This window comes from Shewanella sp. S23-S33 (genome assembly GCF_043359565.1).
GTDB classification, from domain to species: Bacteria; Pseudomonadota; Gammaproteobacteria; order Enterobacterales; family Shewanellaceae; genus Shewanella; species Shewanella oncorhynchi.
In genome coordinates this window covers 38,433-56,023 of the sequence record NZ_JBHFFD010000043.1, presented here as the reverse complement: position 1 = coordinate 56,023, position 17,591 = coordinate 38,433, and the positions used below count along the sequence as shown (strand labels likewise).

General features: G+C 47.4%; 17 protein-coding genes. 5 read left to right on the top strand and 12 right to left on the bottom strand.

What is annotated here, in order from left to right:
* Nucleotides 1–40: 40 nt before the first annotated feature.
* Entirely contained in the window at nucleotides 41–1,408 is a 1,368-nt protein-coding gene (locus ACHA99_RS11020; protein ID WP_393942715.1) for an MATE family efflux transporter, read from the bottom strand.
* Nucleotides 1,409–1,430: 22 nt separating this feature from the next.
* On the opposite strand from ACHA99_RS11020, the gene ACHA99_RS11015 reads away from it, so the two are divergent.
* Nucleotides 1,431–2,477 carry a polysaccharide deacetylase family protein gene (locus ACHA99_RS11015; protein ID WP_393942713.1) on the top strand — a complete coding sequence of 349 codons (1,047 nt, stop codon included), beginning with the start codon at nucleotides 1,431–1,433 and terminating at the stop codon, nucleotides 2,475–2,477.
* Here ACHA99_RS11015 and ACHA99_RS11010 read toward each other — a convergent pair whose 3' ends face one another.
* The 5 genes from ACHA99_RS11010 to ACHA99_RS10990 all read right to left on the bottom strand — a co-directional run bounded on the left by ACHA99_RS11010 (nucleotide 2,478) and on the right by ACHA99_RS10990 (nucleotide 6,455).
* A complete protein-coding gene (locus ACHA99_RS11010) occupies nucleotides 2,478–3,110 on the bottom strand; it encodes an SCO family protein (protein WP_393942711.1) in 633 nt (210 codons plus the stop codon).
* A 47-nt stretch (nucleotides 3,111–3,157) separates the two neighbouring features.
* Entirely contained in the window at nucleotides 3,158–4,063 is a 906-nt protein-coding gene (cyoE, locus tag ACHA99_RS11005) for a heme o synthase (protein ID WP_168827217.1), read from the bottom strand.
* Between the two features lie 14 nt (nucleotides 4,064–4,077).
* Entirely contained in the window at nucleotides 4,078–5,055 is a 978-nt protein-coding gene (locus ACHA99_RS11000; RefSeq protein ID WP_263201545.1) for a heme A synthase, read from the bottom strand.
* Complete coding sequence (locus ACHA99_RS10995; RefSeq protein WP_219234921.1) at nucleotides 5,055–5,600, bottom strand: hypothetical protein; 546 nt, start codon at nucleotides 5,598–5,600, stop codon at nucleotides 5,055–5,057. The genes ACHA99_RS11000 and ACHA99_RS10995 overlap by 1 nt, the downstream gene beginning before the upstream one ends.
* 90 nt (nucleotides 5,601–5,690) lie before the next feature.
* Nucleotides 5,691–6,455 carry an SURF1 family protein gene (locus tag ACHA99_RS10990; protein WP_263182724.1) on the bottom strand — a complete coding sequence of 255 codons (765 nt, stop codon included), beginning with the start codon at nucleotides 6,453–6,455 and terminating at the stop codon, nucleotides 5,691–5,693.
* Between ACHA99_RS10990 and ACHA99_RS10985 the strand changes: the two genes are divergently transcribed.
* Nucleotides 6,454–6,672 carry a DUF2909 family protein gene (locus ACHA99_RS10985; protein ID WP_263182675.1) on the top strand — a complete coding sequence of 73 codons (219 nt, stop codon included), beginning with the start codon at nucleotides 6,454–6,456 and terminating at the stop codon, nucleotides 6,670–6,672. The genes ACHA99_RS10990 and ACHA99_RS10985 overlap by 2 nt on opposite strands.
* Nucleotides 6,673–6,676: 4 nt before the next feature.
* Here ACHA99_RS10985 and ACHA99_RS10980 read toward each other — a convergent pair whose 3' ends face one another.
* From ACHA99_RS10980 to lexA, 6 genes are all read right to left on the bottom strand, one after another.
* The gene (locus tag ACHA99_RS10980; RefSeq protein ID WP_105250644.1) at nucleotides 6,677–7,552 is read right to left on the bottom strand and encodes a cytochrome c oxidase subunit 3; all 876 of its coding nucleotides are present in this window, start codon (nucleotides 7,550–7,552) and stop codon (nucleotides 6,677–6,679) included.
* A complete protein-coding gene (locus ACHA99_RS10975; protein WP_173497972.1) occupies nucleotides 7,549–8,130 on the bottom strand; it encodes a cytochrome c oxidase assembly protein in 582 nt (193 codons plus the stop codon). The genes ACHA99_RS10980 and ACHA99_RS10975 overlap by 4 nt, the downstream gene beginning before the upstream one ends.
* Before the next feature lies 1 nt (nucleotide 8,131).
* Entirely contained in the window at nucleotides 8,132–9,724 is a 1,593-nt protein-coding gene (gene ctaD, locus ACHA99_RS10970; protein WP_105250642.1) for a cytochrome c oxidase subunit I, read from the bottom strand.
* Between the two features lie 9 nt (nucleotides 9,725–9,733).
* A complete protein-coding gene (coxB, locus tag ACHA99_RS10965; protein WP_393942706.1) occupies nucleotides 9,734–11,269 on the bottom strand; it encodes a cytochrome c oxidase subunit II in 1,536 nt (511 codons plus the stop codon).
* Between the two features lie 403 nt (nucleotides 11,270–11,672).
* Nucleotides 11,673–12,185: a cell division inhibitor SulA gene (locus ACHA99_RS10960; RefSeq protein WP_173248214.1), complete on the bottom strand. Its 513-nt coding sequence runs from the start codon at nucleotides 12,183–12,185 to the stop codon at nucleotides 11,673–11,675.
* The gene (lexA, locus tag ACHA99_RS10955; protein WP_105250639.1) at nucleotides 12,182–12,802 is read right to left on the bottom strand and encodes a transcriptional repressor LexA; all 621 of its coding nucleotides are present in this window, start codon (nucleotides 12,800–12,802) and stop codon (nucleotides 12,182–12,184) included. The genes ACHA99_RS10960 and lexA overlap by 4 nt, the downstream gene beginning before the upstream one ends.
* A gap of 160 nt (nucleotides 12,803–12,962) precedes the next feature.
* Here lexA and plsB point away from each other — a divergent pair, with 160 nt between their 5' ends.
* The 3 genes from plsB (at nucleotide 12,963) to ACHA99_RS10940 (ending at nucleotide 17,564) form a co-directional block, all read left to right on the top strand.
* On the top strand, nucleotides 12,963–15,386 hold the full coding sequence (gene plsB, locus ACHA99_RS10950) for a glycerol-3-phosphate 1-O-acyltransferase PlsB (RefSeq protein ID WP_393942703.1): 2,424 nt from the start codon (nucleotides 12,963–12,965) through the stop codon (nucleotides 15,384–15,386).
* Complete coding sequence (gene mtr / locus ACHA99_RS10945; protein WP_105250637.1) at nucleotides 15,386–16,642, top strand: tryptophan permease; 1,257 nt, start codon at nucleotides 15,386–15,388, stop codon at nucleotides 16,640–16,642. The genes plsB and mtr overlap by 1 nt, the downstream gene beginning before the upstream one ends.
* A 148-nt stretch (nucleotides 16,643–16,790) precedes the next feature.
* The gene (locus ACHA99_RS10940) at nucleotides 16,791–17,564 is read left to right on the top strand and encodes a VOC family protein (protein ID WP_113940260.1); all 774 of its coding nucleotides are present in this window, start codon (nucleotides 16,791–16,793) and stop codon (nucleotides 17,562–17,564) included.
* Nucleotides 17,565–17,591: the final 27 nt, after the last annotated feature.

Below are 17,591 nucleotides of genomic sequence, written 5' to 3'. Positions count from 1 at the left end.
ATAATGATTTTGAGATTAGTAAACTACTGTCTTTACAGATTTATTTATGTAAAAAGGCCTGACTGAAATAATAATGCCCTGCGAGCGTTAGGCTTCTGATGATCATAAAGACACTCATCGCGGCCCAGAGGGCATGGTTGCCTTGCTCTGGTAGTAATAGCAGCTGCAGTAAATACCATGTTGGGAAAAACGCGCCAAAGGTGGCGAGTATCATGCTATTGCGCATCACTTTTCCTTTAGCGGCACCTATGTAAACCCCATCGAATAAATACGAGCTAAAGGACCATAAAGGCAAGAATATTAGCCAGATAAGATAGGTTTGCGCAGTGGCTCTGACTTCATTAATGCTGGTCAATAACGCGATAATATTGCTGCCAAAAAGACTAAATACAGCGCAGAATCCTAGTGCCGTTATGGCCGACCAGCACCAAGCTAAGATCACAGCTTCCCTCAATTGTTCTGCCTGTTTTTGCCCATAGGCTCGACCGACTTCTGCCTCGGCATAATAGGCAATGCCATCGAGTGCATAGGAGATTAACAGCAGTAAATTCAGTAACACGGCATTGGCCGCAACGGTATTATCACCTAGACCTGCACCATGGAATGTCATAAAGGCAAAAGCTGCCTGCAAACAGAGACTGCGGACAAAAATATCTGTGTTGAGCCTCAGTAATTTGCCATAACCCGTTAAGGTGACATGGGGAAATAGCTGAGATAAGTGAAACTCGGGTGCGCGCTTGAGTTGTTGTAACACCATAGTGAGTGCGACTGAGAAAGCGGTGATATCGGCAAATACTGAGGCGAGGGCTGCGCCTTTAACGCCCCAGCCCAAGCCGAGGACAAACACTACATCGAGAATAATATTGGCAAGGTTCGCTAAAATCAGCTGCCACATGGCGGCTTTAGGTTGTTGTCGCCCTAAGAGCCAACCTAACATCACTAAATTGAGCAGGGCGAAGGGCGTTGACCAAATCCGTACCTGAAAATACTCGCGGCAATAACGTTCGACCTCGCTACTCGCTTCGGATAATCCTAACGCTAAATTCAATATCGGGACTTGCAGTGCGATAACGCCTGCGCCCAATAACATCGCTAGCATAGCGCCTTGGACTAAGAGTTTGTGCTGGGCGTGAAGATCGTCAGCACCAAAGGCTTGCGCGACTAAACCTGTCGTCGCCATACGCAAAAATCCCAATAACCAAATGATTAATGTGATAATCGTTGACCCGACAGCGACTCCCCCTAAATAATAGGCCTCACTCAGATGACCTATAACAGCCGTATCGACTAAGCCCAACAGCGGGATAGTGATATTGGAGAGTATCATCGGCAGGGCGAGCGCTAGTAACTGGCGATTTTTCGCGCCGTTGAGCATGAGGTCGAGCCAAGTTGATTTAGCAGTATTCATTAATTTCAGAGGTGTTCACATTATGGTTAAACGTGTGCTGTTGGCACTCATAGGGCTAATGACGTTTTCTGCCCATGCCGTGGTCATTCTGCAATATCACCATGTGTCAGAAACCACTCCGGCGGCAACCAGCGTTACGCCCGCGCAATTTCGTGAGCAAATGCAGTTTCTCGTCGATGACGGCTTTAAGGTGATCCCGCTTTCTAAAGTGGTTGAAGCGATCAAGCAAAAACAAGATTTACCCGCTAAAACAATCGCAATTACCTTCGATGATGGTTATCGCAGTATAGCGACTACTGCGCATCCTATCCTAAAGGAATTTGGATTCCCCTACACCTTGTTTGTGGCAATTGAGCCGATTAAACAAAAGTTTACCGAGATGATGACTTGGGATGAACTCATCACATTATCCAAGGAAGGCGCCGATATTGCTAACCACAGTTGGGCGCACGAACATTTGATCCGCGCCTTAGAAAACGAATCACAGGCGCAGTGGTTAGCACGGATAAAAGCCAATATCTTAGAGACAGAAAAAGCGATTGCAGATGCCACAGGGCACAATTTTAAAATGTTGGCGTATCCATATGGTGAGTACAATCAAGCGTTGCAGGATATGTTAACTGAGAACGGCTTTGTCGCCTTTGGGCAACAGTCCGGTGCCGCGGGGCCCTATTCGCCATTAACGGCCCTGCCGCGTTTCCCCGTTGCTGGACAATATGCTGACCTAAAAAGCCTTAAGGCAAAGTTATACAGCTTAAATATGCCTGTGATTGCACAAACCCCAAGTGATCCTGAGTTAAAGGGTGGTCATTGGCGTCCAGAGCTTAAAGTGACCCTCGATATGAGTGATATCTCTGCTAAGCAAGTGATGTGTTACATCCAAGGTCAAGGCTCAAAACAGCCGACTTGGCTCAATGAAAACGAGTTTAGTGTTCAAGCGGATTTAGCCTTGCCTGCGGGGCGCTCGCGTTATAACTGCACAGCGCCGAGTAAGGCGCGCAATGGCTACTATTGGTTTTCTCAGCCTTGGGTAAGGCCAAAGGACGATGGCTCTTGGGTCAAAGAGTGATCAACGGCTAGGTTTGTATTGCGCCACTATTTTTTCAAAATCGCTAATCATTTCATCATTTAACACCTGCGGCGGTTTGCCTAACGCTGCCGTAGGTTTAAATACCGCAACTCGCGTTCCCTGCGGCGACACCAACACATAACCCGCACTATGGTCGACTTGGTAGTTTTCCCCTTCACCGACCATGGCATAGGTCAGCCCTAAGCTGCGGGTGAGTGGGAAGATTTGTGTCTGCTCGCCCGTGACCGCTTTAAATTCTGGATTGAAAAAATTAACATAGGTCAGGAGTTTATCCGGTGTGTCCCGTTTGGGGTCGACGGATAAAAACACCACCTGCAATGGCGCGATCTTGTTTAGATCGGGATAAGCCGCCGCGAGTTTATTTAAGGTCGTAGGGCAAATGTCGGGACAAAAGGTAAAACCGATAAAGAATAAGCTCCATTTTCCCTGCAAACTGGCATTGGTAAAAGCTTGCTTGTGTTGATCAACCAATTCAAAGGGCGCTAATTCATAGGCCTGTGGAAACAGAAAACCGCTCTCTAACTCGATAGGTTTTGGGGGATTAAATTTCACCGCAAATAGGCCGCCAAGACCGAACAACAAAATGGCGATGACTAAAATTCTTTTCTGCATTATTCGCTCCATAAATACAGGTTAGCGCGACAAACTCGTTCCATACACTAGTTCCACAAATAGTGGTCTAGCAGTAATGCCATAAATAACAACATTAAATGGTAGATAGAGAAGCGGAACACTTGCATCGCTAAGCCATCATGATCCCGATATTTAAGTTGCCATGCTTTATAGATAAATCCCGTACTGAGTAAACTCGAGCTGACGAAATACACTGGCCCACACATACCAACCAGCACAGGTAACAGGCAAGCAATCGCCAGCAATACTGTGTAGAGCAAGATGCAGGTTTTCGTAAATTCGACACCGTGGGTGACTGGTAGCATGGGAATATCTACTTTGGCATATTCGGCGCGTCTGTGAATGGCCAGTGCCCAAAAATGTGGCGGCGTCCACGTAAAAATGATGATCACTAGCAATAACGCATGGCCGTGAAATTCGTTCGTTACTGCCGTCCATCCCAGCAAGGGTGGCATGGCTCCCGCAAGGCCGCCGATCACAATATTTTGTGATGTTGCGCGTTTCAAATAGGCTGTATAAACCAAGGCATAGCCAATCAGGCTGGCAAAGGTCAGCCAAGCTGTGAGTGGATTGACTAAGGAATATAAGACGATAAAGCCAAGACTACCTAAGCTAGCGGCGAAAATTAACGCGCGTGTGGCCGAAATACGCCCTTTGGGTAGCGGGCGATTGTAGGTGCGTGCCATTAAGCCATCGATACGGCGATCGATCAGATGATTCAACGCCGCCGCAGAACCCGCCATCATAGCAATACCCAGCATACCGGCGATTAAAGGTTGAACGGGGACTGCATGGGGCACAGCAAGACACATGCCGACTAAGACTGTGAGCAGCATCAGTGCAACCACTTTAGGTTTGGTCATTTCAAAATAGGCGCGCCATGTTACGCTGAAAGTGGGCAGGCTACTGGTGATTGAGAGTGGTTTTGCCATCTTGGATCCCTCGCTTATGCTTTGCGCCATAAAAAATAGTTGATTGTGACTAAGGTCAGTAGCAGTAGTGCCGCACCACCGTTGTGAGACACGGCAATACCGAGTGGCAAATGCATCACTACGTTAGAAATACCTAAGCTCACTTGTAGTATGACTAGTCCCACTAATAAAAGGCTTAAAGCCTTAAGTCCCGTAGCGCCCACAAATAATCGGTAGGCGAGCACGAGTAACAAGCTGGCAGTGACGATAGCGCCAATTCTGTGGGCTACGTGGATAGTCATTCGTGCAGGGTAATCGAGTACCCCAAATTCGAAGCTAGGGTGTTGGCCTTGGAACGGTGAAAATGCCTCGGCTATTGCTAAGTTATCTACCCAATTTCCCTCACAGATGGGTAAAGAGGTGCAGGCGAGCGCCGCGTAATTCGATGATGTCCAAGCGCCCAACATAATCTGACCCACAAGGACGAATAGGCTCACCAACGCTAACGGTGCGAGATGTCGAGGATGGGTTTCGCTATTAAATATACGCCGAGGTCGGGTTCGCAGGTAAAGGAGTAACAGCAGCGAGATTAGGCTAAAGCCACCAATAAGATGCGACATCACAATTATTGGCATGAGTTTCATGGTCACAGTCCACATGCCTAGCGCTCCTTGAAAGAGGATCAGCAGCACTATGATGACCGGTAACTTTTTGGGTGCTTCCGGTGTTTTTAAGCACAAAATTAAGATGAACAACACCAGTAAGCCAAGTCCGCCTGCGATATATCTGTGGATCATTTCCAGCCAAGCTTTCTCTGGATTGATATCGTGATCTGGGAATATAGTTTGCGCATGGGCGATTTCATGGTCTTGGGTGGGCACTTTAATATGGCCGTAGCAGCCTGGCCAATCGGGGCAGCCAAGCCCTGCATCCGATAGACGGGTGTAAGCGCCCATTAAAATCACCAATAGGGTAAAGACTAAGGTTAAGCGTAGGATCCAAGTTAGTTGCATCAATCTACCCTCGACAGTTTTAACAACTTACGCAGATCTGCAATCAGCGCCTTGCCTTGAGCTAAATGCGCTTCTTTGCCCTGCACTTGAGGATAGCGCAGGACTAAGCTGCCTAAGGGATCGACTATGATTAGCTGCTGTTCATCTAACCATTTGCTTAAGTCTGCATTGGCAGGACGAGTATTGAAGTTAAAGGTGCTTAAGGCGTTAAGATCGCTGTCGGGATGGGTGAGGATGAGCGGTTCTACTCGCGCCTGATCTGGCCCTAGCGCTGTGTGGCTTTGGCGCAAAATATACAGGCGTTCGCGGCAAGTATCGTTGCATTTGGCGGGCAATAAATACAGTAGTTGCCATTCTTTGGGATTAGAATTTTCAACCCCAAGGCTGGCATAACTGGTTTCGGGACTGATCAGCTCGCCATGATTGGTGGCACCGCCATGGTATAAATTCAGGCTCAGCACTAGCTTAGCAATCACTACGGGGGCAATAAACGCCAGCAGTAATAGCCCTAATGCTTTGTGTTTAGATTTGTTCTGGGAGTTCATGCTTGCTCCTCTCATTCAAATTATCCCTAATTTATTGTTTTATATTTATTTAGTTTTATTAGTGTCTTGCTAAGTATGGTACGAATTTCCCTATTTGCTCCTTGAGTTTGCGACTGTTTGGGTGCTATGGCGTTTTACATATTTAATCCCTTGCCACAGCATTAGCCCTGCAAATACGGCTGCCATCGAAAACCACTGCAATGCATAGCCCCAATGTTTTTGTGCTGACAGTGGGAAAGGTTGCCAAGGATGGGGCAATGTGAGGGAAGGTAATTGCTCTGGTTGCAACACGACAGGTAACACTGGGTGCCCTAATACCTTAGCCATTTCGGGCATATTTAAATTTTGAAAGCGAATACTTGTCCCTGTTTCTGCCATTAAAGCTTGGCTCAAGGGATTGATTTGCTTTTGATAAAGCCTGCCTTCGATATTTAATGCCCCGCTTAGGGGAGTGATGTGGGGCAACTCATCCCGATGGGAGCCTGCGGCAACAAAGCCTAACTCGACCAGCAACCAAGGTTTTTCAACTTCTACTTGCAATGGTTGGAAGGCTAAATAGCCCACTTGACCTTGATAGATTTGATTATCCAGTAGCCAGATTTGTGAGCTTGCGGGAGTGGCGCGTACTTGCAGTCGATAACCCGTTACGCCTTCTTTGCTGACCTTGAGCTGGAGCTGCTCAAAACTTAATGGCAGCAAAGCTTGCCTTGCTTCCATTTGGGCTAAAAGCGTCGTTTTATCTTCACCACGGGCTAACTGCCATAAACCCAACTTGACCAATATAGTTAATACAGCCACAGTCAATATCAGTAGAAAAACCGTTAATTTATTCAGCAGAACATGAGGATATTGTATGAATAGCCTGTTCATTTTTAAGTTGGTCTTAGTTCTGCTGTTGCTATTCATCATTTTTAATCTAGGTCGCGCCTTGTTTATTATGGGGAAAGGTGATGAAAAAGTGTCTATGAGCCGTTATCTTGGGCGGCGAGTGATTTTCTCCGTGCTCGTTATCCTGTTATTGCTGGTGGCCTTAGGGACTGGGTTAATTAGCCCCAATCCCACGCCTTACTAAAGCACTAGAGAACGTAAACGAAAATAAACAAACACAGCCAGACCACATCCACAAAGTGCCAATACCAACTCCCCGCTTGGAACGCAAAATGTTTATCTGCGCTAAAGTGCCCCTTCAACACTCTGAAAAACAACACGAATAAAAAGAGAGTCCCCAGAGTGACATGCATGCCGTGAAAGCCAGTTAACAGGAAGAAGGTGTTGCCATAAATCCCAGAGGTTAGGGTGAGTCCCATTTCCCGGTAGGCATGCATATATTCTTCTGCCTGTAAGGCAAGGAAACCCATACCCAAGAGTATGGTGATACCAAGCCAGAGAGTAATGGCAGAACGTTTACCTTTTTCTAGGCTGACATGGGCGAAATGTAAGGTAACTGAGGAGGTTAGCAGTACGATAGTGTTGATTAATGGCAGTCCAGTCCATGGCATAGCTTGGGTTTTAGTGCCATCTGGCGTAGTAATGAGCGGCCAAATAGCTTCAAACTGAGGCCAGAGCACTTCGTGGGTCATGGCATTATTCGATGCGCCACCGAGCCAAGGCACTGCGAACATGCGGGCATAAAATAGTGCCCCGAAAAAAGCTCCGAAAAACATGACTTCCGAAAAAATAAACCAGCTCATACCTTGGCGAAACGATCGATCCATTTGGCTAGAATAGAGCCCTGCCATCGACTCTTGGATCACGGTTCTAAACCAACCTACCAGCATGAATAGGATCACAGCTATCCCAACCAGCAGCACATAACCGCCACCGGATGCACCTGATTTCAACTGTTGCACGAAAAGGCCTGCACCAGAGGCGATTAAGAACAAGCCAATGGCACCTACAATAGGCCAGACACTTTGGGATGGAACGTAGTAAGACTGATGTTTCGTTGTCATTTTGCAGCTCCTTGCTCTATGGCAGACGCTAACTGCTTGTCGGTAATGTCGTAGAGAGTGTAAGAGAGGGTCAGAGTGTGGATAGACTCAGGTAACTGAGGATCCACATAGAAAATGAGCGGCAGCTCAGCGCTAGTGTCCGCCGCTAAGGGTTGTTGATTAAAGCAAAAGCATTCTGTTTTATTAAAATAAGCGGCACCTTGTCCGGGCGAAACTGAAGGTATCGCTTGGCCAATCGTTGCTTTAGCGGACATATTGCGCGCCAAAAATGCCGTATGAATTAGCTCGCCAGGGTGAACTTCGAGCCGCTTGGTTTGTGGCGCAAATGTCCATGGCATGCCTGTTTGTACCTGAGAAATAAATTCTACAGTCACTATTCGGCTTGTATCTACTGTGATTGCTTGATAACTACTCGCGGTATTGGAGGGTTTTCCATTGATACCGAGTTGCTCGCACAACACATCGTAGAGCGGCACCAGCGCGAATCCAAAGCCAAACATGCCAATACAGCCGAGAACTAACATGCTGATAAGTTTACGATTTGACTTAGGTTTATCTTGCTGGTGTTGGGTTGCCATTTCATTTCACCTCAGGTGGTGTCGTGAAGGAGTGGTAAGGCGCAGGGCTTGGCAATGTCCACTCTAAACCCTCGGAACCTTCCCAAGGTTTAGCGGGAGCTTTTTCGCCGCCACGGATGCACTTAATTACTAAAACTAAGAAAATCAATTGCGATAAGCCGAAGGCAAACCCACCAATCGAGACGATTTGATTAACATCGGCAAATTGAATCGAGTAGTCAGGGATACGCCTTGGCATTCCTGCCAGCCCAAGGAAATGCATCGGGAAAAACAGCACGTTGACCGAAATCACCGAACACCAGAAATGCCATTGTCCCAGTCGTTCGTTGTACATGTGTCCCGTCCACTTAGGTAGCCAGTAATAGGCCGCTGCCATGATGGAGAAAATCGCACCAGTTACGAGTACATAATGGAAATGTGCCACAACAAAATAAGTATCGTGGTACTGGAAGTCGGCGGGTGTAATGGCGAGCATTAATCCCGAAAAACCGCCAATAGTGAAGAGTATGATAAAGGCTACAGCAAACAGCATGGGCGTTTCGAAACTGAGTGAGCCGCGCCACATAGTGGCAACCCAGTTAAACACTTTCACCCCAGTTGGCACTGCAATCAACATAGTGCAATACATGAAGAACAGCTCGGCAAACACTGGCATACCTGTGGTGAACATATGGTGCGCCCATACGAGGAACGACAGAATTGCAATACTAGCGGTAGCATAAACCATGGATGCATAGCCAAATAAGGGTTTACGACTGAAGGCGGGGACTATGGCAGAGATGATGCCAAAGGACGGCAAGATCATGATGTAGACTTCAGGGTGGCCGAAGAACCAGAAAATATGCTGGAACATCACAGGATCGCCGCCGCCAGCCGCATCGAAGAAACTCGTGCCGAAAAACTTATCGGTCAGCACCATAGTCACTGCGCCCGCGAGTACGGGCATAACCGCGATCAGGAGGAATGCCGTGATAAGCCAAGTCCAGACAAACAATGGTAACTTCATCCATGTCATGCCTGGCGCGCGTAAATTCACTATGGTCACAATCACGTTGATCGCGCCCATGATCGAACTAATCCCCATGATGTGAATAGAAAATACAAAGAGCGCCGTGCTATCTGGACTATAAGTTGTTGATAGTGGTGCGTAGAAGGTCCAACCAAAGTTAGGTCCGCCACCTTCCATAAATAGCGAACTGAGAAGAATAGTGAAGGCGAAGGGGAGTATCCAAAAACTCCAGTTATTCATCCGTGGCAGCGCCATATCGGGCGCTCCTATCATCATAGGGATCAGCCAGTTAGCGAGCCCTGTAAAGGCCGGCATTACCGCGCCGAATACCATGATCAACCCATGAACAGTTGTCATTTGGTTGAAAAAGTTGGGCTCGACCAATTGTAATCCAGGTTGAAAGAGTTCAGCGCGGATCACCATGGCCATAGCGCCACCGGTTAAGAACATAATGAAGCTGAACCATAAATACAAAGTACCTATGTCTTTATGGTTGGTGGTTAGCAGCCAGCGCATGATGCCCTTTGGCGCACCATGATGATGGTCATCATGGGCTGCGGTTTGATCTTGAGTCGTAGTGCTCATCATTATCCCCTACTGTCCATGACTTGCGATATCAGCAGGTTGCACTGTATCGCCGGTATTGTTACCCCAAGCATTGCGTTCATAGGTAATGACTGCTGCAAGTTGCTGTGGGCTAAGCTGTTTGCCAAATGCCTGCATAGCCGTGCCCGTTTTGCCGTGCATCACAATATCGATGTGATTGGCGACTGGTCCAATGGCGATAGCACTACCCACTAGCGCGGGGAAGGCGGGTGGTATTCCTGCACCTGTCACTTGATGGCAGGCAGCACAGAAGGTCGCGTAGACAGTTTCACCTTCGGCCATGAGGGCGTCATGGCTGAGTGTGGGGAGGCTTGCGGGATCGACTGCAGCTGAGACGTCTGTTGCAGGTGCGGGTGTTGGGGTTGTACTGCTTGGTACCGCGGCGGATGTTTGTGCAGAACTGCCGTTCATGTACTCGTTTACGTCTTTGGCTTGCACTGCATCGCCAGTATTATTGCCCCAAGCATTACGCTCGTAGGTAGTCACTGCCGCGATTTCTTGTGCAGTCAATTGCTTACTAAACGCTTGCATGGCTGTACCCGTTTTACCGTTGAGCACAATTTCAAGGTGACCGCTGAGTGGTCCTGTTGCAATCGGGCTACCTTTAAGGTGCGGAAATACGCCTTGCAACCCTTCGCCATTGGGCTGGTGGCAGGCTGCGCAGTGCCCGAGGTAAACTTGTTCGCCTAGAGTCATCAACTCTTCTTTACTTAGGGTTTGTGATAAAGCGGCTTGAGCGGCTTCAGCCGCAGCACCTGCGGCTTGTTTCTGCTCTGTGACCCAAGCCTCAAACTCGGCTTCGGGTAACGCTTGTACTACGATAGGCATAAAACCATGGTCTTTACCGCAGAGCTCGGCGCATTGACCACGGTAAATGCCGGGTTTGTCGATGCGAGTCCAAGCTTCATTGATAAATCCAGGGTTGGCATCTTTCTTAATTGCAAAGGCGGGTACCCACCAAGAATGGATGACATCCTCTGAAGTCATCAGAAAGCGGATTTTGCGGTTTATTGGTAGAACGAGCGGTTTATCGACTTCCAATAGATAGTTTTCACCCTTGGTTTCGGTGCCTTCGATTTGTGCTCTGGGTGTTGTCAGTATGCTATAAAAATCAATATCTTGATCGAAATAGCTGTAATGCCATTTCCATTGTGAACCCGTGACTTTTACGGTGAGATCGGCGTTGCTGGGATCTTCCATTGCGATTAAAGTTTTTGTCGCTGGAATCGCCATTAAGATCAAAATGATAAATGGCAGAATCGTCCAAGCGATTTCAACTTTAGTGCTTTCGTGAAAGTGGGACGCGACAGCGCCTTTGGATTTTCTGTGGTTGATCATGGCGTAAATCATGACGCCAAAGACCACTAGGCCTATTGCGCAGCAGATATACAAGATGGTCATGTGCAAGTGATAAACCTTGCCACTGATCTCGGTCACGCCAGGGGTCATGTTGAACCGCATGTCTGCGGCGGTCAACGGTGGTGCGAAAAGCACCACGAGTAAACAATACAACAATTGCTTCACAAGACTTCTCCTCTGCCAATTGCGAATAGCAACTACAAAGAAGAGCAACACAGTAAGTCTCAACTCTATGCAAACTCTTCAGTTCCCAAAAAAGCTTTTTTGACTTCAACGTGCGTTGGCGGCTGTTACTTTTAATCAAGTATTGTTACTGCTGGTAATTAGCCACGCTGGCACATACTGCTGAAATAAATCTGTTCTCTATTTTTAGTGGCGCTTCGAGTTCGATAAATACTCGATTCATTGACCACGGTGGGTGATATATCATCACCGACTTAATCAACCATACTTGCTGTTTAAATATTGATCAAGATCACTTATTTATCTAATTATCTGAAAAATTGCCAAAAAAAAGCCTCACATTCATAGGTGAGGCGGCTTTCAAGGTAAAAAATTAAATGAATATTTAGTGTACAGCGCTAAAAAAAGATTGCTGGCCGAAGAGATTGCCTTGCTCAATACGTACGTCTGCATGTAAGTGACTGTTTACGTCTTCAAGCACTATGCCCATAGCTCTGGCACTTTTAGCCACGATTTGTAGGCGTCGATTATCCCGCGCATCTAATGATTGAGTCCAAGTAATGACTGCACTGGACGTACCACTTGTCAGGGCTTTTTCCATCGCCCACAGGGTTTCGACTTCATCTTTAGCATGTACCAGCAAAACTCTATCCATACGCACACCCGCGTTAGCGAGCGTTTGCTTGTAGCCAATACTTGGTGGGTTGATGAGCACTAACCAACGGCCCTGTTGGCTTAACTGAGCGAGTTGTGCACTCAGATGAATTAATTCTTGGCGACCTTGAGTCTTAGTTGGCATGCAGGCGATAGGCGCATGGTGCCAGTCATAGTCGGCATCACGGACTTCATCGAGCCACAAGCCCGGATGGCGGGGGGCATTGCCAAGTAGTTTATTCATAGCCAATCTCCATTACGGATCACACCGACGGCGAGTCCTTCAATTGTTAAACTTTGGAAGCCTAAATCCACTTTAATCGGGGAGTAATCTTCATTTTCGGCATGTAGATAGACCACATTACCTTTTTTTTCGAAACGTTTAACAGTGACATCGTCATCGACTCTAGCGACAACCACTTGACCATTTCTAGCTTGTTCTACTTTATGAACTGCCAGTAAATCACCTTCGAGAATGCCGATATTTTTCATGCTGTCGCCTTTTACTCGCAGTAAAAAATCGGCGGCGGGATGGAACATGCTTGGGTCGACTTGGTAGTACTGTTCAACATGTTCTTGGGCGAGGATAGGTTCACCTGCGGCCACTTGGCCGATGAGCGGTAAACCTGTTTCAGTCAAATCTTCGATTTCCGCAGGCAGACGAATGCCCCGAGATGTGCCAGGCATGATCTCAATGCAGCCCTTTTTCGCCAACGCTTTAAGGTGTTCTTCAGCCGCATTGGCGCTCTTAAAACCTAAACGGGTTGCGATTTCTGCCCGAGTGGGTGGCATGCCAGTATCGGCAATATTTCGTTTAATTAGCTCTAAAATTTCAGCTTGGCGTGGCGTCAAAGGTCTCATGGTGTTTCCTGTTTTTCTATACAGTTACTGTTAGTATATACAGTATTATTTGCAGCGCAAGTATTAACCACTTTTTAGCTATGTTGGAGAGAATTAGCGAATATTGCCCATAGTCTGGTATTCTATCGGGCTAGTAAACGCACTTAATTGCATAAGAATAATGCCTAAACACGACTCTCTTTGGTTGAAATCATTACGTTGGATCCAAAAACACTTAGTGCACACTATTGTGGTGCCTCAGGATCCCTTTGCCGATCTGAATCTGGATGCTTCCAGACCCCTTGTTTATGTGATGAAAACAGAATCCCTCAGTGACATCGCTGCTTTGAGCGAAATAACGGCTAAGTTAGGCTTACCAAGCCCTTATGAGCCTCTAGTGGCTAATGGTGTGATTGCGCCTCGGGTTGTCTGTCTTCAAGGACGTAAGCCACTGTTTGGCGAACGTGCTGGTAATGAGCCTTTCCTCGAATGCTTTATGCGTTTGTTAGCCGTGCATAAGGAACGTCCTGAATTGGATATTCAACTTGTGCCCGTGAGCTTGTATTGGGGTCGAACGCCAGGGAAAGAAGACGACACTATGAAGGCGGCCGTATTTGAGCGGGAAAACCCGACTTGGCTACGCAAGTGCTTGATGATTCTGTTCTTAGGTCGACATAACTTCGTGCAGTTTTCGAATGCCGTATCCCTGCGTTACATGGCTGACGAACATGGCACCGACATGGGGATTGCCCATAAGTTAGCACGGGTTGCGCGCGTGCATTTCCGTCGTCAACGTAAGGTAATGACAGGGCCTGTGCTGCCAAACCGCCAAGCACTGTTTCATTCGTTGCTCAAATCTGAGTCGCTGCGCAAAGCGATTCAAGAAGAAGCCGCCAGTAAAAAGATTTCTGAGACCCAAGCGCGCGAGACGGCTATTGAGTATCTCGATGAAATCGCTGCCGATTACTCAGATAGTTTAGTGCGTATTGCTGAGCGTTTCTTAACTTGGCTGTGGAACAAGCTTTACAGCGGGATCAACATTAAAGGTGCCGAGCAAGTTCGCCAGCTGCACCACGACGGCCACGAAATTATTTATGTGCCTTGCCATCGTAGCCACATGGATTACCTACTGTTATCGTATATTTTGTATTATCAAGGCATGGTTCCGCCGCACATTGCTGCTGGCATTAACCTCAATTTCTGGCCCGCGGGACCTATGTTCCGTCGCGGTGGTGCCTTCTTCATCCGCCGTAGTTTTAATGGTAACAAGCTGTACACCGCAGTATTTCGTGAGTATTTAGATCAGCTGTTTGCTAAAGGTTATTCAGTGGAATACTTCTCCGAAGGTGGCCGTTCACGTACTGGCCGTCTGTTGGCGCCGAAAACTGGCATGATCGCCATGACGATGAACAGCGTACTGCGCGGTATTGAACGTCCTGTCACACTTGTGCCTGTGTATTTAGGCTATGACCATGTGATGGAAGTGGCGACTTACCATAAAGAGTTAAGCGGTAAGAAAAAGAAAAAAGAATCTGTGTGGCAGGTGTTCGGTGCCATTCGCAAATTAGGTAATTTTGGCCAAGGTTATGTGAATTTTGGCGAGCCTATTACCCTGCAAAATTTCTTAAATGAGCGTGCGCCAAACTGGCGTGCTGAGTTGGCCGATGATCCCGAGCAGAAACCAAGTTGGTTAACGCCAGCGGTAAACGTGCTGGCTAATCGGGTGATGACGCGTATCAATGATGCCGCAGCCGCGAGTTCTGTGACTTTGACTAGCTTAGTTTTACTGGCGACAGATCAAAACGCCTTAGAACGTAGTCTGCTGGAGCGTCAGCTTGATTTGTATCTGACCCTACTCAAAAAAGTGCCTTACACTTCTTATACATCTGTTGCCGAAGGTGATGGTAAGCATTTAGTGCAGCAAGGTTTAGAGCTGAACAAGTTTGTTGTTAGTGCCGATCCTTTAGGGGAAATAGTGTCTATTGAAGCGAGTCAGGCTGTGTCTATGACTTACTATCGTAACAATATCATTCACTTATTTATTGTTCCTTCATTAATTGCGAGTTGTTTAACCCATAATGAACAGATCCTGCGCCAGCAAGTGGTTTCAATCGTTGCCGATTTTTATCCACTGCTAAAAGCCGAACTCTTCATGGGAATTAAAGACTTACCAGCCTATGTTGAGCAAGTGCTGGATTTCCTGATTGGGCAAGATTTAGTGGTTGAGACTGATACCTTAACTGTCGTGCCTGAGCACTCAAGCCAATTATTGTTGTTAGCCAGTTCAGTGAGTGAAACTCTGCAACGCTACGCTATTATTTTCAATCTGTTAGCGAACAGACCTAAAATGGAGCGCTCAGAACTTGAGTCTGAGAGCCATTTACTCGCCCAGCGTTTAGGGGCTTTACATGGTATTACCGCGCCTGAGTTCTACGATAAAAAACTCTACGGTACTTTGAGCGTGAAGCTTAAAGAATTGGGATATCTGGCGGATAGTGAAGATAAGTCCAATATCAATCGCATACGAGATCAGGCCAATAGCTTATTACGTCCGTCAGTGAGACAAACGATAGTGGCGAGTGTCACCGCGGAGCACACAGTTTAATGGCAAATCATATGAATGCGGCTAAGCATAAGCCCGCAGGTAAGTCCTTGCTCGGTGGTGCCATGATTATTGCTGGCACGACCGTAGGTGCTGGGATGTTTTCTCTGCCGGTGGTCGGTGCAGGTATGTGGTTTGGCTATTCGATTTTGATGTTATTGGGCATTTGGTTTTGCATGTTGATGTCGGGTTTATTGTTGCTCGAAACCAATTTACATTTCGAACCCGGTGCTAGCTTCGATACCTTAAGCAAGCAAACTCTTGGGCAGTTTTGGCGGATAGTGAACGGCGTTTCTATCGCTTTTGTGTTGTATATTTTGACTTATGCCTATATCAGCGGCGGTGGTTCGATTGTGAATCACAGCTTGCAGGGCATGGGAATTGAGTTACCGCAAAGTGTGGCAGGGCTAGTGTTCGCCATAGTATTGGCGAGCATAGTGTTGATCAGTACTAAAGCCGTGGATCGGATTACCACGATTATGCTCGGCGGTATGATCATTACCTTCTTCCTCGCTATCGGCAATTTATTGATCGAAATTGATGTGACTAAGTTGCTCGAACCCGATGGTAATAACAGCTTTTCACCTTATCTGTGGGCGGCGCTGCCCTTTGGTCTCGCTAGCTTTGGTTACCATGGTAACGTCCCCAGCTTAGTGAAGTATTACGGCAAAGATTCCTCCACCATTATCAAGGCGATTTTCGTCGGCACCTTTATCGCGCTGGTGATTTATGTCTGTTGGTTAGTGGCGACTATGGGCAATATTCCCCGCAGCCAGTTTATCGACATTATTGCCCAAGGCGGCAATATGGGTGTGTTGGTGGGCGCTTTGTCTGAGGTGATGGCGAGTAGCTGGTTAAACAGTATGTTGACCCTGTTTGCTAACTTAGCCGTGGCTTCATCTTTCTTAGGGGTGACCTTAGGTCTGTTCGATTATCTTGCTGATTTGTTTGGTTTTGATGATTCACGCTCTGGCCGAATGAAAACCGCGTTAGTGACCTTTGTGCCGCCAACGATTTTAGGATTACTGTTTCCCGACGGCTTCTTAGTGGCGATTGGCTTTGCGGCATTAGCGGCAACTGTGTGGGCGGTAATCGTCCCGGCGCTGATGGCCTATAAATCGCGGCAGTTGTTCCCCGATAGCACAGGTTTTAGAGTGATAGGCGGTACACCGCTGATTATTCTTGTGGTGTTATTTGGCATAGTCACAGGTGCATGTCATCTGCTCGCGATGGCAAATTTACTGCCGCAATATTCCTAATTTGTTGTGATGATTTAAGCCCTCCATGTGAGGGCTTTTTTGTCTTTAGCGGTTGAGTTTTGTCTTACAGATCTTTTTAACCTGAATACTGGACAAAAATACAAACTCAGGCTTAACTCGAATGATTGTTAAAACAAAGGAGCCGATAATGAAAATGACTCAGTACGCACAAGGACATGCATGTTGGGTTGAACTTGCAAGCCATGATTGGCAGGGGGCTACAGCATTTTACCAAGCGTTATTTGGTTGGAACTCGGTCGAAATGCCGATCCCTGAAGGTCACTTTTCGCTATTTAATTTAGCGGGAGATGACTTAGGCGCCATGTATCAAATCCCTGAGTCGGAAGCACATATCCCCAGCCACTGGCGTATCTACTTTGCCGTCGATGATATCGATGCCAGCATTGCAGCGATTCAAGCGGCGGGCGGCCAAGTGCACATGGGGCCGCATATTGTGGGTGATGCGGGCGTGATGGCGCAGGTCAGCGATCCTGAAGGCGCACGCTTTGCTTTGTGGCAAGCGAAGAACCACATAGGTGCTCGCCGTCAGGGTGAACTCAATACCCTTTGCTGGGTTGAGCTGGCTTGCAAAGAGCCGCGTACTGAAGAAGCCTTTTACTGCAAAATCTTCCCTTGGACCAACATGCCAAGTGACATGCCTGACATTGAATACTCAGAATGGCAGCTTGATGGTCAATCCATCGGCGGTATGATGACGATAATGCCTGAATGGGGCGATATTTCTCCCCACTGGCTGCTCTATTTTGTGGTGGCGGATTGCGATGCGTTTGCTGAGAAAGCCCAAAGCTTAGGCGCGCAAGTGTGCATTCCGCCTAGTGATATCCCTGATGTGGGACGATTTTCTGTCATTGCTGACGCCCAAGGCGCTACCTTTGCGGTGATCAAGCTTAATCAGATGTGACAGCCATATTAAGGACTGTCATTAAGG